This window comes from Silvibacterium bohemicum, from assembly GCF_001006305.1.
Classification (GTDB): domain Bacteria; phylum Acidobacteriota; class Terriglobia; order Terriglobales; family Acidobacteriaceae; genus Silvibacterium; species Silvibacterium bohemicum.
Map to the genome: position 1 here is coordinate 272,220 of NZ_LBHJ01000001.1, position 21,404 is coordinate 293,623.

At 59.7% G+C, this 21,404-nt stretch carries 16 protein-coding genes; 4 read left to right on the forward strand and 12 right to left on the reverse strand.

The features are described 5' to 3' along the window. Positions 1 to 117 precede the first annotated feature (117 nt). The 3 genes from XX99_RS01200 to XX99_RS01210 all read right to left on the reverse strand — a co-directional run bounded on the left by XX99_RS01200 (position 118) and on the right by XX99_RS01210 (position 3,413). On the reverse strand, positions 118 to 1,740 hold the full coding sequence (locus tag XX99_RS01200) for an OmpA family protein (RefSeq protein WP_050057553.1): 1,623 nt from the start codon (positions 1,738 to 1,740) through the stop codon (positions 118 to 120). A gap of 174 nt (positions 1,741 to 1,914) precedes the next feature. Next, a complete protein-coding gene (locus tag XX99_RS01205) occupies positions 1,915 to 2,613 on the reverse strand; it encodes a response regulator (protein ID WP_050058052.1) in 699 nt (232 codons plus the stop codon). 35 nt (positions 2,614 to 2,648) lie between these two features. Further along, positions 2,649 to 3,413: a response regulator gene (locus XX99_RS01210; protein ID WP_050057554.1), complete on the reverse strand. Its 765-nt coding sequence runs from the start codon at positions 3,411 to 3,413 to the stop codon at positions 2,649 to 2,651. Between the two features lie 312 nt (positions 3,414 to 3,725). Here XX99_RS01210 and XX99_RS01215 point away from each other — a divergent pair, with 312 nt between their 5' ends. Then, positions 3,726 to 7,292, forward strand: a complete 3,567-nt coding sequence (locus tag XX99_RS01215) for a TonB-dependent receptor domain-containing protein (protein WP_221302288.1) — start codon at positions 3,726 to 3,728, stop codon at positions 7,290 to 7,292. Between the two features lie 264 nt (positions 7,293 to 7,556). Further along, positions 7,557 to 9,392 carry a DUF2339 domain-containing protein gene (locus tag XX99_RS01220; protein WP_050057555.1) on the forward strand — a complete coding sequence of 612 codons (1,836 nt, stop codon included), beginning with the start codon at positions 7,557 to 7,559 and terminating at the stop codon, positions 9,390 to 9,392. Positions 9,393 to 9,401: 9 nt separating this feature from the next. Here XX99_RS01220 and XX99_RS01225 read toward each other — a convergent pair whose 3' ends face one another. The 5 genes from XX99_RS01225 to XX99_RS01245 form a co-directional block, all read right to left on the reverse strand. Next, positions 9,402 to 10,034, reverse strand: coding sequence for a TetR/AcrR family transcriptional regulator (locus tag XX99_RS01225; protein WP_050057556.1), 633 nt, complete (start codon positions 10,032 to 10,034; stop codon positions 9,402 to 9,404). 157 nt (positions 10,035 to 10,191) lie between these two features. Beyond that, complete coding sequence (locus XX99_RS01230; protein ID WP_050057557.1) at positions 10,192 to 12,738, reverse strand: DNA translocase FtsK; 2,547 nt, start codon at positions 12,736 to 12,738, stop codon at positions 10,192 to 10,194. Positions 12,739 to 12,888: 150 nt separating this feature from the next. After that, a complete protein-coding gene (locus tag XX99_RS01235; protein WP_197081810.1) occupies positions 12,889 to 13,458 on the reverse strand; it encodes an NYN domain-containing protein in 570 nt (189 codons plus the stop codon). A gap of 220 nt (positions 13,459 to 13,678) precedes the next feature. Further along, complete coding sequence (locus XX99_RS01240) at positions 13,679 to 14,716, reverse strand: tetratricopeptide repeat protein (RefSeq protein WP_050057559.1); 1,038 nt, start codon at positions 14,714 to 14,716, stop codon at positions 13,679 to 13,681. Between the two features lie 135 nt (positions 14,717 to 14,851). Then, the gene (locus XX99_RS01245; protein WP_050057560.1) at positions 14,852 to 15,826 is read right to left on the reverse strand and encodes a threonine ammonia-lyase; all 975 of its coding nucleotides are present in this window, start codon (positions 15,824 to 15,826) and stop codon (positions 14,852 to 14,854) included. 306 nt (positions 15,827 to 16,132) lie between these two features. Here XX99_RS01245 and XX99_RS01250 point away from each other — a divergent pair, with 306 nt between their 5' ends. Beyond that, positions 16,133 to 16,447 (forward strand): BrnA antitoxin family protein, encoded by a 315-nt coding sequence (locus XX99_RS01250; protein WP_082125154.1) that lies wholly within the window; start codon positions 16,133 to 16,135, stop codon positions 16,445 to 16,447. Here XX99_RS01250 and XX99_RS01255 read toward each other — a convergent pair. From XX99_RS01255 to XX99_RS01270, 4 genes are all read right to left on the reverse strand, one after another. Next, on the reverse strand, positions 16,444 to 16,959 hold the full coding sequence (locus XX99_RS01255) for a hypothetical protein (protein ID WP_050057561.1): 516 nt from the start codon (positions 16,957 to 16,959) through the stop codon (positions 16,444 to 16,446). The genes XX99_RS01250 and XX99_RS01255 overlap by 4 nt on opposite strands. Positions 16,960 to 16,977: 18 nt before the next feature. Next, positions 16,978 to 18,636 carry a ribonuclease J gene (locus tag XX99_RS01260; protein ID WP_050057562.1) on the reverse strand — a complete coding sequence of 553 codons (1,659 nt, stop codon included), beginning with the start codon at positions 18,634 to 18,636 and terminating at the stop codon, positions 16,978 to 16,980. A 238-nt stretch (positions 18,637 to 18,874) separates the two neighbouring features. Then, a complete protein-coding gene (locus XX99_RS01265; protein WP_050057563.1) occupies positions 18,875 to 19,225 on the reverse strand; it encodes a hypothetical protein in 351 nt (116 codons plus the stop codon). A gap of 101 nt (positions 19,226 to 19,326) precedes the next feature. Next, a complete protein-coding gene (locus XX99_RS01270; protein ID WP_050057564.1) occupies positions 19,327 to 20,388 on the reverse strand; it encodes an LLM class flavin-dependent oxidoreductase in 1,062 nt (353 codons plus the stop codon). Positions 20,389 to 20,536: 148 nt separating this feature from the next. Here XX99_RS01270 and XX99_RS01275 point away from each other — a divergent pair, with 148 nt between their 5' ends. Then, a complete protein-coding gene (locus tag XX99_RS01275) occupies positions 20,537 to 21,322 on the forward strand; it encodes a phenylalanine 4-monooxygenase (protein ID WP_050057565.1) in 786 nt (261 codons plus the stop codon). Positions 21,323 to 21,404: the final 82 nt, after the last annotated feature.

Here is a 21,404-nt window from a genome sequence, read left to right on the forward strand (position 1 = left end):
GAAATGCCGTTTTCTTGATTGGATGACGCACAGAGAGAAATCGACCCAAAGGGAATCGAGGCAGAAAAAAATGGCCGCTCTGAACGAGCGGCCATAGGTTTGTTCACGAGAGAAGTCTTATTGCTGGGGCTCGCTTGAAACCCCGGTGGCATAGGGCTTGGCCGGTTGCTGTTGAGCAGGAGGTTGCGGCGAATTCATCGATGCCGCACCGCCCGAGGTGGGAGCCGACTCCTGCACGCCGATCGAGTTGCCGGAGACGACCAACTGCACGCGGCGATTCTCCGCACGGCCCGAGGCGCTGGAGTTATCCGCTACCGGATCGCTCTTGCCATAGCCCGCGGCGCTGATGTTGCTCTGGGATACGCCCTGGCTCTGCAGGTAGTCGCGAACCGCGTCGGCGCGCTCTTCGGAGAGCTTCTGGTTATATTCATCCGTGCCCACGTTGTCGGTATAGCCCTCCACCTGCAGATTCAATCCAGGATAGGAGAGAAGAATGCCCGATACCTTGGCCAGCTTCTCGCGGGCGTCCGTCTTAAGCGTGTACTTATTGAAATCGAACAATACATCCGACATGTTCACGATCAGTCCCCGCGCTGTTTCCCGAGTCTCGAGAACGGCGCTGAGCTGGGTCTTCAGCTTCTCGCGCATCTGTTCGGTCTGGTCGGTAGCCTGCTGCGCCTGGTGCTGGGCTGCGGCCTGTTCTGCCTTCGCTCGCTCTGCCGCCGCCTCCGCCTCCGCAGCGCGGGCTTCCGCTTGAGCCTTTTCGGCTGCCGCTTGCTGTGCCGCCAGCGCCGATTGCTGCGCGGACTGTTCGGCCTGCATGCGAGCCTGCTGCTGATGCAGGTCGTCTTCTGCCTTCATCTTGCGGATGGTCATGATGCGCGCATCTTCCGCGGTCTGCACCGCCTCGCGCGCGTAGGTGATCTCCTGCTTGCGGTCTTTCTTGTGCTCGTCGAAATCCTGAGCGTTCCCCAGATCCTGCTTGGCCGTCGCCAGGGTATCCGCCGCGTACTTATCGGCTCCCTCGGCTTCCGCGATCTGTATGGCGTTGATAGCCTCGTACAACTCGAGAGGAGAACGCTCATTCCGATTGATGGGATGAAGCACCGAATGCTCGCCCGCGGTCTGCACATAAGCTCCGCGCGGCAACAGAGAGAAGTGAGCATTCACCTGCTCAATGATTCCCTGGGTCTTATCCGGCACGACAAAGTTTTGCAGAACGACGAGATCGCTGGGCATCGTCACTGCGTAATATGGCTCCGCGGTCACGATAAGTCCGTAGGCCTGCAGGTCGGTGGTCACCGTGATCGCGCTCTTCGATCCATCGGGAAGAACTTCACCTAAGTTGATGGGACGTCCTTCGGGAGTAATCGCCCAAAGAACATAAGTGAGATATTCAACGCCGAAGCTGTTGGCCGGAACCAAACCTTCGAATTTAGCGTCGATGACCATGCGGCCGCGCCGGCTTTCGACCGATGCCGAACCCTTGCTTTGAGCCATCAAGCTCGTTCCCTGGAAGCCGATCTTGGTCGCTCCGCTGCGATGGAAGTAGTTGATCGCGGGAATATCCCGGCCGACCACAGTTACCTTGTAAACAGGCACGCCGTCCCGCATTTCTGCCTGCGGCTGTTGCTGCTGCTGTTGAGGCCATTGGTGATTCGCTGTGGGATTCATTTCCTGCGCGCCGGCTACTCCGCACGCCGCACATGTTATCCAAGTCAAGAGTTGTTTCTTCTTCATATCTTCAATCCATCTTTCTCCGGCGCGCGAAGCGGCCCAGGGGTATCGCGCGCTTGAAGGGCTCTTATTGCGCGCGTCCGATAAGCATGGATGCGAAGAATGAAGATAGGGGTGGCTCAAGCGCCTTTCATAAGCGCTCGAAGCCGGAAGAAGTGTAACTATGGTAAGGAAAAATTATGCTTGCGGGGCAACCAATCGGTGCGCAAGCGCAAACATCGCAAGTTCCAATCGCGTCGAAACGCCCGTCTTATCGAAGATATTCGATAAGTGCCGCTTGACGGTTTCTTCGCTCAGCGTGAATTGCTTGGCGATGTCGCGATTGCTGCAGCCTTCCACGATGCAGCCCACCACTTCCATCTCTCGAGGCGTGAGACCGAAGGTTTTACGCTCCGGAACGGCGGCTTGCTTCATCAGTTCGTGCAGTGCGCCCACCAGATTCACGACGCGCCGTCCGCCGATCCAGTAATCGCCGGCGACTACGGTGCGAATCGCATTGCTCAGGTGATCGGCAAGGGCATCCTTGAGCACGATTCCCCGGGCGCCGATCTGCAGCGCCTCGATGATCTCCTGGGGCGTGACGGTGCTGGTGAGCAGGATGATCTTCACCGTGGGCGATCCGCTCATGATGGCGCGCATCGCTTCGAGACCAGGGAGTCGCGGCATGTTCAGGTCAAGCAGGAGAATGTCGGGGAGCAGGTCGAGCGTCTGGGTGATGGCCTCATCGCCGTCGCCAGCTTCGCCGACCACGCTGAATCCTTCATCGGATTGCAGCATGTTGCGTACGCCGATGCGTACCACGGGATGGTCATCCGCAAGCAGAATGCGAACATCGGGCAAGCCGGACGTTTTGCTACGGGCAGGGGGATTTTTCATTGGTTTGGTCCGCAGGGTCATGGTCAATTAATTGGTCAACCGGCTTTAACTTTCGACATCAGGATACGCTGGAGTTGGTCACAGCAGTCCAACAAATTATTTATCGAATCCGGAAGATCATCCTTTCGGTAACTGCCGAGTTCAATCTGGGCCGCGGTTTTGGCCAGCAGCCGCGCTCCCACCATGCCGGCTCCGCCCTTGATCGAATGGGCCAATCGCCGCAGCGTTTGCGCGTCCGCTTTATCTTTGGACACCAAGTCCCGCATCTCCAGCGCCCGGGTACGAGCGTCTCCGATGCAGACCCGATAAACCTCCGCCAATGACGCGGCCGGCATCATGCGCTGCAGCTTGCTGTAGATCTGCTCGTCGAGCACAGGCGCTTTAGGATCGTCGAGAGGAGCAGTCTTCCCTCGCGCGCGTTGACCGGCTCGCTGCCGCTGCAGAGTGAGCTTTTGCAGCGAGGCGGGATGGAACGGCTTGCCGACAAATCCGTCATAGCCGTCCTCGTCTCCGGGTGTCGCGCTCATGGCCACGATCATCGCCTTCGGCAGCAAAGCCCGTATGGCCAAGGCCAACTCCCGGCCGCACAGCCCAGGCATCCGAAGATCGGCCAGAACGACAGATGGTCCGCTTCCCGCTGGAAGCCCGGCCAGCTGTTTCAACGCCTTGTCGCCTGCCGGAGCCTGCAGCACTCGATAGCCGGCCGAATCGAGCATCACGCTGATGACCTCAAGGCTCACCTCGTCATCGTCGATGACCAGAACCGTTGGCTGCTCCCGGCTGCGGACCTTGTCCGGCATGAGGTGTACTCCCTGAAAACAGATTGAGGAAACGATGTAGATGTAATGGTGCTTCCGGGCATTAGTTCGTTTCCCGAGAAAACATCGCTAGGACGAGAGAATTGGCTCGCAGGCCTAAAAGCGATAAGGGCCGACAGCGTGATTCAAAATCAAAAACCGATGACGGTAACAGAAAAAAGTAACAGAACCCAGTTACTGCTTCGATGCGCGTTGCCCTAAATGCGATGTTTTTCGGCCGGGAAGCGGGCCGATTTACCGTGCGTTCGCAACAAGTTCACCGGGTCTTTGCAATGAATTTTTATCCTATGAACTATGTACAAAAAACAGAATGTAGCACTTAAATTTTGGGTTGGCCTTATTATATCGTTTATATTCTGTGGCTTAGCTCACGCTCAATTCGAAAACGGAAGCCTCGTCGGCTCCATCACCGACTCCAGCGGAGCCGCGGTTTCCGGCGCAGCGATCGAAGTCTTAAATACCGCAACGGGAATTAAAAACACCGCCACCACCAATGGCAACGGCGAATACGAAGTTCCCTCCCTGCGCGGAGGCACCTATCGCATCACCGCGACGGCAACCGGATTTGCACCCGCGGCAGCCGACAACATCACCATTTCGGTAGGCGAGCGGCAGCGTATCGACCTGAAGGTGCAGCCCGGGCAGACCCAGACTACCGTCGAAGTGAACGGTGTAGCGCTCCAGCTCGAGACCGATTCCAGTCAGCGCGGCCAGAACATTACGAACTACCAGACCGAGGCTCTGCCCCTGGTCACCCGCAACTATTCCGACCTGCTGGGCCTGGTGACCGGCTCCCGCCAGGCTCCGACCGCAGCAACCACCAGCTCGATCAACAGCCTGGTGCGCCAGGGCGCGTACAACATCAACGGCCAGCGCAGCATGTTCAACAACTTCCTGCTCGACGGCATGGACAACAACGCCTACGGCGAGAGCAACCAGGGTTTCGACAACCAGATCATCGCCGTTCCGCCGGATTCGGTGGCGCAGTTCAGCGTGGTGACCAACAACGAGAGCGCGGAATACGGCCGCTCTTCGGGCGCCACCGTCAACGTGGCCTCCGCCAACGGCACGAATCAATACCACGCCACGCTGTATGAGTTCCTCCGCAATACCGATCTGAACGCGGACGGCTTTTTCAAGCCCAACGTAGTCAGCAACACGGGCGCCGTGGTTCCTTTCAAGAAGCCTGCCTTCAACCGCAACCAGTTCGGCATGGACTTCGGCGGTCCCATTATGAAGGACAAGCTGTTCTTCTTCGTCGACTACGAAGGCTTCCGGCAGACCCTTACCCCGCTCAACGTGTTCACGCTTCCGACCCAGAACGAGCTCAATGGAATTCTGGTGGTCCCAGTGAAGGATGCAGCGACGGGCGCGGTCTATCAGGCAGGCCAGCCGATTCCGGCCGCAGCCATCGATCCTTTGTCCCGCGCCATCGTCGGTTCCTTCAAGACCTTCGAGAACCAGCTGCCGGCTTCGGGGCTTGCCAGCACCGGTCTGAACACCAACGACTACTCCGCGCAGATTCCCTTCACCGACAACTCCGACAAGGGCGATCTTCGCCTCGATTATCAGCAGAACCCCAGCAGCTCGTGGTTCCTGCGCATCAGCGACCGTAAAGAGACCGGCGTCAACTTCCCTGCTATTCCCCTGCCGCTGGATGGGCAGACCAACGGCACCATCCGCATCCTGGACCAGCAGGTGGCGCTGGGCTACACGCATCTCTTCGGCGCCAACAAGATCCTGGACGCGCGTGTGGGACTCTCGCGCACCAAGGCCGGCAAGTTCAGCCTGTCGATTGGCGACAACGCCTTTTCGATTCCAGGACTGCCCCAGAACTCTGTAGTCTCCGGCGGCCTGCCATCGATCGGCATCTCCGGCTTTACCGGCTTCGGACGGCAGAGCACCAATCCGCAGTGGCAGAACCCGGCGCTGCTCGATCCCAAGGCGAACTTCACCTGGGTGAAGGGCAATCATTCGCTGAAGTTCGGCTATGAATACGAACACGTATGGATGGCGGTGAACGACAACAATCCGCTGTACGGGTCATGGACCTACGGCAGCGGCTACAGCTTGTGCGACCCGGCGATCAACGCAGCGTGCGCCAAGACTTCGTCGGGCACCGCAGCGCCGACCTCACCCGTATCCGATACCTACTGGGCGGACTTCCTCTTCGGCACCACCACCAGCTATCAGCTCGCGAACTACTTCGTCGCCCACCTGCGCCAGACGCTGGACAGCGCCTACGCGCAGGACGACTGGAAGGTCCTTCCCAACCTGACCCTGAACCTGGGATTGCGCTGGGAGTACGGCTCGCCCTATTCGGAGCAGAATCACTTCATCTCGAACTTCGACCCCGCCTCGCAGACCGTGTTCACCACCACTCCGGGCGCATCGGGAACGGGCATTACGCCGGTCAGCAAAGGCGGCGTTTATGGCAGCACCCTGGTCAATCCCGACCTGAACGACTTCGCGCCGCGCGTCGGCTTCGCTTATGCCGCGACGTCGAAAACTGCAGTCCGCGGAGGCTTCGGTACCTCGTACGTCCACTACACTCGCGCCGGCTCGGGCGACATCCTGGGCATTAACGCGCCGCAGGCGCAGTTCGCGGCCGTCACTCAGATCGCTCCGTCGACGACCAACCAGTGCACCACGCCACTGCCCGCACAGATCATTGCGGTCGGTAAGGCAACTCCAAGCTGCTATGCCACGGCCAGCCAGGGCTTTCCTACCGGCCTGGTCACCACCTTCAATCCCGCCACCGACAACATCACCTGGGTTCCGAAGAATACGCGCGACAGCTATGTCGAGAGCTACTTCCTGAGCGTTCAGCAGCAGTTGGCCAAAAACACCGTTCTCGACATCGCGTATGTCGGCAACCACGGCCTGAAGCTGCAGGGCTTCCTCAACGGAAACCAGAAGAATCCGGCGAACGGCTTCGCGCGTCCCTTCGGCAACTGGCCGAGCGACATCACCGAAGCGCTGAACCAATTCTGGTCGAACTACAACGCGCTGCAGGTGCGGTATGAGCAGCGCTTCGTCTCCGGTCTTACGCTGCTGAACTCCTTCACCTGGTCGCACTCGCTGGATAACGCCAGTGCGTCGCTCGAAGGCAATACGCCCTCGCCCCAGAATGCCTACAACATCGCGGCCGATTATTCGCAATCGGACTACAACCTGCCCATCTCCAACGTGACCAGCCTGGTCTACGAGCTGCCCTTCGGCCGCAACCGGCAATACTTCTCCGGTATCAACGCGCCGACGGATGCGATCTTGGGCGGATGGCAGGTGAGCGTGATCAACACGGCCGATGCCGGAACGCCCTTCAACATCACCTACACTCCCAACTCCGCCCAGCAGGTCTCGCAGCAGATTTCGGCTACCTATCGCGGAGCCAACGAATACCGTCCCAACCGGGTCGCGGGACAGAGGGTCACGCAGGGGACGTCGCATCGCGCGGCCAACTCCGGCTACGTGAACTACATCAACTACAACGCCTTCGTGCTGCCCGCGATCAAGGATGCGGCGGGTAACGCCCTGAGCCCCTTCGGCAATGCCTCGCGCAATCCCGGACGCACGCCGCCCTTCAACGAAACCGATCTTGCTCTGAACAAGAGATTCAGCACACCGATCGAGAGCCTGAAGGTCGAGTTCCGTACCGAGTTCTACAACCTCTTCAACCACACCAACCTGTACCTGCCCAGCACCATCAGCGGCACGCAGGGAACGACGACCTCAGTTCTGGGAACGGGCGCAACCACGCCCATCTCGGCCATCACTGGCGGTATCCCGACCAGCGGCGGACAGATCTCCAGCACCTACGAGCCCCGCATCATCCAGTTCGGCCTGAAGATCATCTACTGAGCCGCAAACGAGATTTAACTGCATCAAATTTGGGAGCCCCATCGGGCTCCCAAATTTGTTGCCAAAGTCTTGGTCGTTGCCAAAGTCTTGGTCTTGGAAGGGTACGGCCTTCAGGCCATACTCAATCAAGCAAAATGAGTGCGGCTTCAGCCGCTGAGGGGAACGCCCGCTCGCACCAAAGATTCGTCCTCCATCCGGGAGCCCCCATCGGGCTCCCTTTTTTCTTTTTCGCCGCAACCTGTACATTGAACTAGAGTCGCCGGGATGAGCAGCGAAAACGAAGAGCTCCGTCAGCAAATCGCCGATCTTAAAGAGCGCGTCGCCCGGCTGGAGGCACGATTCGTTGAATCGCCGGTTTCTGCAACTTCAGCGCCGATGCCGGCCGCACCGATGCCGGCCGCACTATGGCCCAGCCCGGCCAGCCCGGCCGCAAATCCTCCGAAAGCTCCGCGTGCTGTCCCTTCGCAGGCCGACAACTCGGGCAGGTCGCTCGAGTCGCGCATCGGCTCGCAGCTCTTCAACCGCATCGGCATCGTCGCGGTGCTCATCGGCGCGGCCTGGTTCCTCAAGCTGGCCATCGATAATCGATGGATCGGGCCGCCTGGCCGGGTGATCGTCGGTCTCGTCGCTGGCGCTTGTCTCATCGCCTTTTCCGAGCGCTTCCGCATCACCGGATATCGCGCCTTCTCCTACTCGCTCAAAGCCATCGCCACCGGAGTGCTCTATCTCTCCATGTGGGCGGCCTATGCGCTCTTTCATCTGGTCCCCGGCAGCGCGGCGTTTGTCGCGATGATTCTCATCACCGCCATGAATGCCTTGATGTGCTGGATGCAGAATTCGGAGGTGCTCGCCTTCTATGCGGCCATCGGCGGATTCATCACCCCCATGCTGCTCTCCGTGCATGTAGGCAACGAGCTGACCCTCTTCAGCTATCTCCTGGTGCTGGATATTGCGGTGGTGGCATTGATCACGCTCCGGCCATGGTCGCGGCTGCTGATCGCCGCATTCGCGGGAACCACCTTTTACGCCGTCGGATGGTATGCGAGCGACTACGCCGACGAGAGATTCGGGCTCACGCTGTTCTTCATCCTGGCCTTCTTTCTGATCTTCGCCATCTCGCCGCAGCTGCTGCGCAGTCTCAGGTTTTCCACCGGCTCCGGCGGCTATCTCATCGAAGATAGCCTGACGCTTCGCATCCTGCCCGCACTCAATGCGACGATTGCTTTCCTCGAAGTCTTCATTCTGTTGAGCAACCCGCAGCATCTGGAATTGCGGCATTGGATCGCCCTGCCCTTCGCGGCCTTCTACCTGGGGATGCTGCGCCTCGGCCGCCAGGGAGCGTCGTCCGGTGCACCGGTCGTGCTGCCCTCGATCTATCTCATCCTCAGCGTCTTCTTCATCACCCTCGCGATTCCCATGGAAGCGCACGGGCGCTGGATCGCCATCGGCTGGTTTCTCGAATTCGCGATTCTGTTGTGGTTCGCGGCAAAGCGGAATGTCCGCGTCTTTCGGCCGCTCGCAATCTGCTTGCTGGCGCTGGGAGTGGTTGCACTCGTCATGCCTACGGCTTTCTTCAACCCTCCTGCTGCAAACACCATTCTGCTGAATACCCGCTTCGCGACATACGCATGGGCCATCGCGGCCTGCCTCTTCGCGGCGCGACTGGCCATGAGCAAGAGCGCAGAGGAGACGCCGATTCAAGATGCGCTCCTGTCATGGCGTTCCCTCGCCGGGGCTTCCGGCTTGACCGCAACGCTGCTGCTGATGATCGCCGTCTGCATCGAGATTCACGCTTACTGGGCGTCTGGATTGACTTCAGGAGGGAACTCCATTGACGAGCAATTCAGCTATTCCGCCTGGTTCATGTTGTCGGGAGCGGCGCTGCTCGCTGCGGGCTTCTGGAAGAAGTCAGCATTTCTTCGCTGGCAGGGGCTGGTGCTGCTTGCGCTCAGCATCGCCAAGGTCTTCCTCTTCGATACACGCCAGCTTAGCCAGGGCTATCGCATCTTCAGCTTTCTCGGGCTTGGCGCACTCCTGCTCACCGTGAGCTTCGCCTATCAGAAAGACTGGCTCAGCCTGCGCAGCCCAAACGCAAAATAGGCGGAACGACTATTTTGTGCCATGGAGCAGCCCTTTCATGGCATGCTCAAAGACCTCATCCACATAGGCGTCAGAGAGTGCGCCGACACCCATCTGCAAGCGGTAGTAAAGCGGAGCATAGAGGATATCGATCATGGCTTCGGGGTCGATATCGGCGCGTAGAATCCCGTCGCGTATGCCGCTGCGGAAGTATTCGGCCGCCATCTTTCGCCGTGGCAGGGTCCATTGCTCGCGAAGAGCCTTGGCCAGTTCCGGATCGAATTGCGCCTCGGCCAGAAGAACACGGATGAGTGCTCCGTCCCTTCCGCGAAAGGCCTTGGCCATGGTCCGCATCTGCAGGCGAATGCTCTCGATAAAGTTATCGGCGGGCTTGAAGAGCGTGCCCGGGTCGACGCGCATGACGAACGCGGCCATGATGATGGCTGCTTTGTTGGGCCAGCGCCGATAGATGGTCATGCGGCCGACACCAGCCTCGGCGGCGATCGCATCCATGCTCAACGAGCGAAAGCCGGAGGTCAAAACCAGATGCACGGCAGCCTGGAGAATCGCCTGATGGAGCTGTTCGCTTCTCGGGCGTCCGCCCTTGGCTGCCGTTCTCTCGCTCTCTTCACGCCGGCGGCTTACGTTTGTGGATGTCTTCAAGACTCCAATTCCTCAACCGTCGAGTATAAATCGGATACGCTGCCGGATACGATACACGACGTATCGCTCTGCTCACCCGCTGAAATCTGAAGAGACATCGATCTGCATGCGAATTTGTTGCAGCAAAAAAGCGTGACCCAGGGGTCACGCTTTTCTGTTATCGCAACGATGTCTCCATCTCGTTCAGCCAGTCCGGCGGTTTGAGAATCTCGCGCGGCTTCGATCCCTCGGCCGGACCGACGATGCCGTCGCGCTCCATCATGTCGATCAGGTGCGCGGCGCGTCCATAGCCGATGCGCAGCCGCCGCTGCAGCAGGGAAGTGGATGCCTTGCCGAACTCCAGCACCAAGCGCACCGCATCCTGGAAGAGCTCGTCGTCGTTGTCGTCACCATCTCCGCCAGCATCAAGGTCGCGACCCTGCGCATCCTTGGGCGGTTCGAGGAAGCCTTGCACGTACTCGGCCTGTCCCTGCTTCTTCCAGAAATCTGTAACTGCAGCGATTTCTTTTTCCGTCACGAACGGAGCATGCACGCGCTGCAGGCGCGAAGTGCCCGGCGGCAGGAAGAGCATGTCGCCTCGTCCCAGCAGCGATTCGGCGCCGTTCGAGTCCAGAATGGTGCGCGAGTCGACTTTAGTTGCCAACCGGAAGGACATGCGCGTCGGCACGTTCGCCTTGATCAATCCGGTAATCACGTCGACAGAAGGCCGTTGCGTAGCGAGAACGAGGTGAATGCCGACCGCGCGCGCCATCTGCGCGAGGCGCGTGATGGCCTCTTCGACATTGGCCTTGTCCAGCATCATCAGGTCGGCCAGCTCGTCGATGATGATCATGATGTAAGGCAGCGGCTCTTCGTCCGGAGCGTCGTCGAAGAGGCTGGGCAATCCAGTCTCAAAGAGCTTGTTGTACTGGTCGATATTGCGCACGCTGCGCGAAGCCAGCAGCTTCAGCCGGCGCTCCATCTCGCGGACAGCATTTCTTAACGCATTCGCCGCCAGCTTGGGCTCGGTGATGATCGGCGTAAAGAGGTGCGGAATGCCTTCGTACATGCCCAGTTCCACGCGTTTGGGATCGACCAGGATCAGCCGCACCTGCGCCGGCGTGGCCTTGAACAGCACCGACATGATCATGGCGTTGATGGCGACGGATTTGCCGCTGCCCGTCGATCCGGCGATCAGCACGTGCGGCATCGTGGCCAGGTCGGCCACGACGATGCGTCCGTTGATGTCCTTGCCCATGGCCAGCGTTAGCTTGCTCTTGCCGGTGCGGAAGCTTTCCGCTTCGATCACATCGCGCAGCCAGATGGTCTCGCGGTCAAGGTTCGGCACCTGGATGCCGACCGTGCTCTTGCCCGCCATGCGCTCGATCAGGATGCTCTCCGCGCGCATGGCGAGGCAGAGGTCTTCCGCAAGCCCCGTCACGCGGCTGTACTTCACGCCCGCATCGGGGCGGAATTCGAATGTCGTCACCACTGGTCCGGGATTGATCCGCTCCACCTGGCCGGTCACATCGAACTCGGCGCATTTCTCCACCAGGATTTGCGCTTCCACGCGCAGCTCGTCTTCGCGAACGGTCTGCGTATCTTCGCTGCGGTGTAGCAGCGTGCTGGGCGGCAGCTTGAAGCCGCTCACCGATTTGGGCGCGACGGTCACCGGCCGCGCATCGGCGTCGGCGCGGCCGGCCACGGCAATATTCGGGTCGGATGTCGGATCGGGCCTGGGTTCACGCTTGGTTACGAGCAGCGGCTTCATTACCGGCTGAGGCGCCTGCTCGGCTACCAGCTCCGGAATTGGCTCAGGATCGGGAATCCGGGCCTGAGGAATCTGCTCCCAGATGCTGGGCGCGGCCGGCTCCTCGGCGAACATCTCGGCGAAGCCTTGCTGCCGGGGTCTGCTTTCCCGGGGTCTGCTTTCGTTGCTTGGCGCGTCGCTTTCGCTGGCATCTGCAAACGGTTCGGCAATCGGCTCGACGATCTTACCGCGTTGGAAATCCTGTTTCTCCAGCTTGGCCGCCGCCTTGCGGGCCTTGGCCAGCTCTTTTTCTCGGATCTTGTCCTGTCGCGCTTCGGCCTTTAACTCTTTGGCCCGGGCGCCTGCGGTGCGCCAGTTGCGCCAGCGATCGCGCCAGGCCATCAGGAAGGCGAAGCGGATGGCCAGCCACTCGCGCGCCGTGTTGAAGCTGAAGGTGGTCGAAAGGTAGATGGCGATGGCCACCATGCTGGCCGAAATCACGCAGGCGCCGGGATAGTTCAGCCACGCGACCAGCGCGTCGGAAGTGAGGCGTCCCACCAATCCGGCGATGGGCAGGCCGTAGAGAAAGCGCAGGTGGCCCGGCAGTAGTCCCAGCAACGCCGGTCCGAAGATGGTGCACAGAAGAATGCCGAAGAGCTTCGCGCCCGGAGATCCTGCGGGACGCGAACGCAGCCAGGTCCATCCCAGCGCGCCGGCCAGCAGAGGCACACAGAATGCCGTGAGCCCTTCAACTTGTAGTAGAAGGTCGGCAATCCACGCGCCGATGAGGCCCGTCCAGTTATGCGCGGGGCGTCCGTTGCCGAGGCCGCCAACCGTATCGAAGGACGGGTCGGTAGGTCGATAGGAGACGAGGGCGAGGAAAAGGAGGATCGCGGAGACCAGCACCAGCAGGCCGATCAGTTCATTCAGGCGGCGATTGCGGGTGGGCGTAGTAACGAGTTTCAGGGGTTTCATTCAGGCACAACGCAGTGTTCGCCGCCGAAAGACGGCCAAACAGTCCGAACCCCCAGAGCATTCTCATTATTTCAGAGCAGAGCGAACGGTTGGAGAAAAAGCCGGGGAGGAATCGACCTCGCTAAGGGACTTGCCGTCCGGGTAATCCTTCTAAGGCCAAGGCACTCCTCGCTTAAAATCGCAATGAGCTAGAAGCTCGGGCGCAAGGCGCACTCCCGGCAGTTCAATCATTACTGTTTGGAGTCCAGCCTTCCTGGCGTATTTCAGTGCTGGAACGCAATCCGTATCGTTGGAAATCAAGACAATCCGATCTACCGAATGATTGCCGGCGTACGCAGCTATATCGAGGCCGATTCGCATGTCAACGCCCTTTTGCTCGAAGAGTGGTTCGAAATCGGCATCGGAGAGCTGTGCCGGAGAGGAGACTGGAGTCTTCTTCGGTTTGAATCCCCGAAACTTCAAGACGCCTTTTCTCACGGCGAAAAGATCTTTGTGCGAAAGCTCGTGTAGCCACTTATCTGAACCTTGAAATTGAAAGTCCATTCCTGAAACCGGAAGCTTCTGAACGCCAACATAGGGAGCGCAGTCGTAATAGAGAATCCGAAAAAGATCCTCGTCGGCAGATTTGCAGGAGTGTGCAAACTTCTCGATGAAATCGGGTACGTAAGTCTTCTTGGCCTTGTTTGCTAGAGCGCGGAGGTGTCCGCCGTCAATCAGCACAACAATCTTAGAACTGTTCATAGTTAGAAAATATAAAGCCCCCATTTCTGGGGGCTGGATACATGCTCGCCTACGAGCGTAACGGATATAGCGTCATTGTATTACAAACGCCATCAATCGTCATCGTTTGTTATACAGTGATCGTTTCCCGCTTTAGAGTTTCAACAGTTAATCTGACCCTCTGCCAAAAGAGCTGTTAGAACACATTCCGCCGATCTAGTCACTCTCTGTCGCTGCCGTAAATCGCGATCCCCTGCTGCACCTTGAATGCCAAGTCCGCTGCCCGCGACGCCGACACCGACTGTGGGTATTTCGACTGCAGACGCCCGGCGATGTCCTGGGAATGCGCGCGATCCTCTTTGGCGCGGCCCTCGTTGCCGTCGGCAGTCCACATATCGCCGGCTGCGGCCATGCGCCATGCGGCGTTGTAGAGCGCTTCAGGCGCGCGCGGCGAGTCGGGATGCTCGTCTACGTATTTGAGGTAGATATCCGTCTCTTTTTCGGGACACTTCTCCGCTCCCTGCCAGTCGCCGCACAGCTTGTTGTCGATCAGGTCGTAAGCAGCGAGGTCGGCCCACTTAGTATGCGGAAAATACTTCTCGATCTTCCGCATCTCGTCTTCGTCCATCTGCTCGCGGAGATAGTTCTCTTTCTCGTGCGCCGAGGGCAGGGTCGCGGCATCGGCTCGCTGCAGCTGCCAGCGAACATCCGCAGCGCGCCACATAGCCTCCGGCGTCAACGGCGATTGCGGATACATCTCGACCACGCGACGGTAGAGTAGTCGCGCATCCAGCGCGGCGCGCGGCGGAGGGTGCGGCTCGGTCGCGGCGTTCTCCGCTGCTACTCCTTCGCCAAAGAGAATCTGATCCCCGTGCGGCGTATTCGTATCGACGACGCCCTTGTCGATCATCCAGCCGGAGACGGGCGTTACCTGCTGGTTCTCCTCCATCACTGGTTGGTCGGCCTTGCGCGATTCCGGCGCATCCACGTTGGCAAAGACTCGTAGCCACTTCCCGCTGCGTTCGACGATGATCAGCTCGCGTCCCGGAGTGATCTGGCCTCCGCGATCTGCAGATTCATCCGCCTGCACATACAGGTTGGCGACGCGGATGACGGTCGCCTGCGTACCGTTTTTCGGCATCTGCAGCTGAGGCATGCGTTTCTGCGCGAAAGCGCAGGCCGCACCGAGCATCAGCAGAAGAGTGGGGAGGAGTCGCAGGTGTCGCATGACGATGGTGAGACGTCGATTGGTCAGCATTGGTTTCGACTTCAATATACGCCCCATCAAATGCCGCCTCGTCGCCGGTTCTCACGTTTCCGCATCACGCCAGGTGCGGTCTTCCGCACCACGCTGGGTGTCCACATCTCGCAACTGAGATGTGGACACCCAGCGTCAGCGATCAGCCAGAATCGCCCGCAGTACCTCAGGCTCGACGTTGCCGCCGCTCAGGATGGCAACCACTTTGCGGTAGGGAAGCAGCTCGGTCTGATGAAACAGAACCGCTGCCGTTGTCACCGCGCCGCTCGGCTCCGGTGTCAGCCCGCCAGCGTACAGCGTTCGCATGGCCTGGCGTATCTGGTCCTCGGTTACGGTCAGGATGTCGTCGACGAAGGCCCGCACATGCAGAAAATTCAGCTCGCCCAGGCTCTGCGTGCGCAGCCCGTCGCAGAGGGTGCGCGTGGTCATCTCCGCGGGCCAGCTCACCAGCTTGCCTCCGCGAAAGCTCTCCTGCGCGTCGGCGGCGAGCTCGGGTTCGATGCCCAACACCCGTACCTCCGGCTTCAGATGCTTAATGGCTGCGGCAACGCCGCTCAACAATCCGCCGCCGCTTACCGGAGACAGGACCAGGTCAACGTCGGGAAGGTCTTCGAGAATTTCCAGGCCGCACGTGCCCTGTCCGGCGATGATCTGCGGATCGTCATAGGGTGGAATCATCACGTAGCCGAACTTCGCTTCGAGTTCCTCGGCTTTAAGTTTGCGATCGGAGCTCGCCGGCCCTACTTCAATGATCTCCGCGCCCAGCGCGGCCGTGGCCTGCTTTTTGACTTCAGGAGCATTTGACGGCATCACGATCACCGCCTTCGCGCCTACCGCCCGCGCCGCATACGCCACCCCCTGCGCATGGTTGCCGCTGGAATAGGTGATCACGCCGCGCCGCCGCTGGTCATCGCTGAGTTGAGCAATCTTGTTGTAAGCGCCGCGTAGTTTGAAGCTGCCAATCGGCTGCTTCGATTCGTCCTTGATCCAAGCCTCGCCGGCAATGCCGGAGAAAGAGAGAGAGACCAGAGGAGTGTGCGCGGCTACCCCGCGTATGCGGGCCTGAGCGGCTTGAAACTGATCGAGAGTGAGCAAGGCTTCGTCGGTCATGTCTCTTTTCATCATAGGCGAGGAGGCAACGAGTATTTCTGGTTTGGTCAAGTGATGTAGCTACAAATGTAGCAACATAATTCCGTGGGGTTCCAGTGGGACACACGCAAGGCTGCACGGGGTGAGCTTTTCTTTCGCGACGAAAGTCTTTAAGGACTCCAATCGTCTAGAGCGTCTGGAAGACAGCGAGGATTATGGCGAGACCCGCTGGATCGCATCGGCCTCGCTGGGCAAATTCTCGTCACAGCGATCTATGTGTGCGTGGCGACGATATCCGATTTATTTCTGTAAGAAAGGCCGACCGCGATGAAATCGAAGCCTACTGGAACGGTTAAATACACTCTCGACCCGGCCAATCCACCCCGGATGACGCCAAAGCAGGAAGCCAGGCTGCTCAACATGACCGATGCTGAGATCGACTACAGCGACATCCCGCCCCAGCACAATAAAAAGGACTGGACGCGGCCCGGTGCTCTGATCCCCGCCGAGAACAAGCAGCAGATCACACTCCGCCTCGATGCGGATGTAGTGTCATTTTTCAGGAAGATCGGCAGGCGCTACCAGAGCCGCATCAATGCTGCTCTGCGCGAGTACGTGGAAGCGCAAAAGAAGGCAGTTTAGGGCAGATCTTTTGCACGCACGGGATCGCCGGGCGATTCATCTTTCCAGATGATCTGCGTGACCTTCCAGCCCGAGCCGTCCCCTGGCCCCTCCCGGATGGCTTGAATCGCATTGATGCCGCGCGCCATCGCTTTGCCATCGGGAGTGGGGCGAATTTCGAAGGTGCTCCAGATCTGAGCGATCTGGCCGAAGGTCTGCGAAGAGTACTTCACCTGGCGCTCGTAAAACTCTTTGTCACCACGCTTCGCCACGCGTGTGACCCAATCCTCGACGGTCAGAGGCTGCGACTCCCACTTGCCTTCCGGAGACTTCGAGACCGGAATCAACTTCGCGTCGGGCGCCATCAATCCGCGGAGACAGGTGCGATCCTTGTTTCCCGGCCCGCTCACCGCGTCATCCAAAGCTTTGATCAGTTCGGGAAGAGTATTCGTCGAAGGGCAAGCCTGCGCATGGCACGCAGGAATGCCCAGAACCGAGATACAACCAATCAGCAGAAAGCCGCGAAAGGTCATCGTTCTCACCCTCGTGAATCAGATCTCCAGAATGACCGGCATAATCAGCGGCCGCCGGCTGGTGTTCTTCTGGATATACCGCTTGAGGTCGACGCGGATCTTTTCCTTGATCACGCCGTAGTCCGCCTTTTCTTCGGCGCTCGAATTCTCCAGCGTCGAAGCCACTACCTGCCGCGCCGACTCCAGAAGCCCGGATTCGGCTACGAAGCCGCGCGTGACCAGCTCCGGCTGGCGTTCGACCTTGCCGCTCAGCTTGTTGATGGTCAGGATGGGCAGCACGAAGCCGTCTTCGGACAGATGGCGCCGGTCGCGGATGACGATATCTTCGACGACATCGGCGGTCGAGCCCGAGTCGATGCAGATCCGTCCTGCCGTGACCTTGCCCTTCTTCTGCGCGCTCTCGCGATCGAGCTCCAGAACGTCGCCATCCTCGATCACCAGTGCCTGATCGACGACGCCGATGCTCTGCGCCAGCTCCGCATGCTTCTTCAGGTGACGATAATCGCCGTGCACCGGGATGAAGAACTTCGGCTTGAGTAGGTTGATCATCAGCCGCTGCTCTTCCTGGCTCGCGTGTCCGCTCACGTGGATCAGCCCCGACGCGCCGTCGTCGTAGATTACATGCGCATCGCGACGATAGAGGTGATCGATGACGCGATAGATGCTCTTCTCGTTGCCGGGAATCACCCGCGAGCTCAGCACCACGGTATCCCCGGGCAGAATGTGCGCGTGCTTGTGATTGTCCACGGCGGCGCGGCTCAGCGCGGACATCGGCTCGCCCTGCGTGCCGCTGATGAGGATCATCATGTTTTCCGGCGCGAAGTCGTTGATCTGGCCGGGATGAATCAGCAGACCCGGCGGCAGATCGAGATAACCCAGGTCCTGCGCGATCTCCGAGGATTCCACCATCGATCGCCCCACCACGGCTACTTTGCGGCCATGGAAGTGAGCCAGATCGAGGGCGATCCGAATGCGATAGATCGAGGACGAGAAGCAGCTGAAGAACAGCTTCTTCTTGGTGCGCGAAAAGACCTCGTCCAGGCGCGGCTTGACCGACCATTCGCTCGGCGTATAGCCGGGGCGGTCGACGTTGGTCGAGTCCTGCAGCAGCGCCAGTACACCGCGCTTGCCGTATTCGGCAAATTTGTGAAGGTCGAAGGCCTTGCCATCCGGCGGTGAGAGGTCGATCTTGAAGTCGCCGGTGTGTACGATCACACCGACTGGGGTTTCAATGGCCAGGGCCACGCAATCCACCAGGCTATGCGTCACGCGGATGGGCTCAACCGTGAACGGCCCGAGCGAGAACTTCGCTCCGGGAGCGATCTCGATCAGCTCGGTGTCGTCGAGCATCTTGTGTTCGTCGAGTTTGCCCTCCACGTAGGCCAATGTGAACTCCGTGCCGTATACCGGGACGTTGAGCTCGGAGAGGATCCACGGCAGGCCGCCGATATGATCCTCGTGGCCGTGCGTGAGAATGATCCCTCGAACATGCTCTTTGTTTTCAACGAGGTAAGTGATGTCGGGAACGACAATATCGACGCCGAGCAACTCGGACTCCGGAAACATGAGTCCCGCATCGATAACGAGAATGTCGTTCTGCCAGCGAACGGCGAGGCAATTCATGCCAAACTCGCCCAATCCGCCCAGGGGTATGATCTGTAACTTTGTGTCTGCCATCGGAAACTACGATGCTAGCAGGTGTGGTGCTCCCTACAAAGCATTGCAGCTGCAATCGGACGCCTATCCGCTGAAATAGTCATCGCGGATGGGAATGAAAGCCAGGCCGTTGTGTATGTGTTGTAGAACGGCCGGTCATGATCCACTGGAACGCAAAATCGCCGCGCAACTCTCTCACGGGGAACGAGAAGCCGCGCAGCGATTGGGAATTAGTTAGGTCACGGTTGTCCGGCCTGGTTTAGCGAGGTCCCATCATGTGGTGCATGGCCGTCTCATAGCCGCGGCGGAATCCGTCGCGATAGTCACGGCGCGCATCGCGGGGAACAGGAGGATGGCGAAACTCATCCCGGTTTTCAACGCTGGGCGGGCGGTGGTTGTCGAAGTCTTTCCGGGCTCCCTCGATACCGTCATGAAAACCGCGGCGTTGAATATCCTGGAACTCCGCCGGAGGCGCATCCCAACCACCCTGCTCTTGTCCGTATCCCGGCGGCGGCGGCCCCTGCGGGGCGCTGTATCCAAAAGCGAGAACCGATCCAGATGTGCCCAGAATCAGGGCAAGTGCGGGTATGGACAGTCGATTGATTTTCATTGCGTGGGTCCCTCCGTGCAGGTTATGCACACGGAAATTTCGATGAGGTAATCCCCGGCGATGTTGTCTGGACAACGCTTTCTTCCCCTAAACCGCAGATTTCACGAGAACGACAATTCTCGCCGTGGAGAGATCCCGGCCAATTCCGCCACAATCTCGTAGGAGCGCAGTCGTGCTGAATGCTCGTACGGATTGGACGCGATCATGACCTCGTCAACCTGGGTCTCGTCCAAAAACAGCTCCAGCTTCTGCCGCACCGTCTCCGGACCTCCGACAATCGCGGCGCGGAACTTGGCTTCGACCGCGCTCTGCTCGAAGGCGTCCCACTCCATCCGCCTGACCGGCGGCATCAGCGGGACAGGACGATTACGGATCAGGTTCAGGAACATCTGCTGCGGCGTCGTGGCGAGAAACTCCGCTTCTTCGTCGGTTTCCGCAGCGAGTACCGGAATGCCGGCCATGGCGTACGGCCGGTCGAGAATCTTCGAAGGCTTGAAGCTGCGCCGGTAGAGGTCGAGCGCGGGCAAGAGATTATCCGGCTGAAAATGCGCCGCAAAGGCGAAAGGAAGTCCCAGCTCCGCCGCCAGCGCCGCGCTGAATCCACTCGATCCCAGCAGCCAGATGGGAACATGGATGCCCGCGCCGGGAATCGCGGTCACCGTCTGTCCCGGCTGAACCGGAGCGAAATAATGCTGCAGCTCTTCAAGCAAGGCGGGGAAGTCGTCGCCATTCGCCCGCAGGTCTTTGCGGAGCGCCCGCGTGACGGCGAAATCGCCGCCCGGTGCGCGTCCCAGGCCCAGGTCGATGCGGCCTGGATACAGCGTTTCCAGCGTCCCGAACTGCTCGGCGATCACCAGCGGAGCATGGTTGGGCAGCATGATTCCGCCCGATCCTACGCGAATGGTGCTGGTGCCTCCGGCAATATGCCCGATCAGCACCGACGTCGCAGCCGAAGCGACGCCGGCAATGTTGTGGTGCTCGGCCAGCCAGAAGCGCTTGTATCCCCACCGCTCCGCGTGCTGCGCCATGTCCAGCGTGTTGCGGAAGGCATCAGCGATGGTGCCGCCCTGCCGGACGTGAGCCAGGTCCAATACCGAAAGGGGAGTGCGAGCGAGCCGGGAGTTCTGTGTCCGGGAGTCCTGTGTACGGGAGTTCTGGGTCATAGACCGTTCCAAAGCGGCCTCTTCGCGAAGCCTGCTGAAAATACAGATGTGTCAGGACGAAAATCGGTGCAGCCGCTCGCGCCGGTTCCGGTTGACACCCGAAGCTGCAGGATGCAATCCTCATTTGTTTTGCCGGAGCCTAAAACCCATGAATCCTCAAGCCGCCGCTCTTACCGTTGCCGAGCAGTACCTGATCCAGCAGGATTGGGCGGCTTATACGCCGGAGCAGCATGCGGTGTGGGCGGAGTTGGTGCGCCGCCGCATGCCCCAGCTCAACGAGCATGCCTGCGCCGAATATCTCGACGGTTTCCACCAGATTGGCCTGCGCGAAGACAGCATCCCCAATCTAGCCGAGGTGAACAAGCGCCTCGGTCCGCGCACCGGCTGGAATGCCACGCCGGTCAGTGGTTTTCTGCCGCCCGACGCCTTCTTTGAGATGCTGGCCACGCGGCAGTTTCCGACCACCACCTGGCTGCGCAGCCGCGATTCGCTCGAATATACGCCCGAGCCGGACATCTTTCATGACGTTTTCGGCCACGTTCCCATGCACGCCCATCCCGTCTTCGCCGATTTTCTGCAGGAGTACGGCCGCGTCTGCGCTGGGCTGAAAGACAGCGCCGGCGGCACGGCTAGCGCCCGCGGCACATATAAAGACAAGCTGGAGCAGATGGGCCGCCTCTTCTGGTTCACCGTCGAGTTCGGGGTCATCCGCCAGAATGGCAGGATCAAGCTCTACGGCAGCGGGCTGATCTCCTCGCACGGCGAATCGGAATACGTCATCAGCGGCCACGGTCCTGAGATTCGCGACTTCAATCTCGACCAGGTGCTCGATCAGCAGTTCCTGGTTTCGGAGATGCAGAAGGTGCTCTACGCCGTAGAATCCTTCGACCAGATCTTTGAAGCGGCGAAGCAGGCGGAAGAACGCCTGGCTTGAGTGGACAAGTTCTTAGTTGTCAGTGCCCAATTCTCAGGTGATTGTGGATAGTTCGAAAAGACAAACTACCCTGAGAACTGGT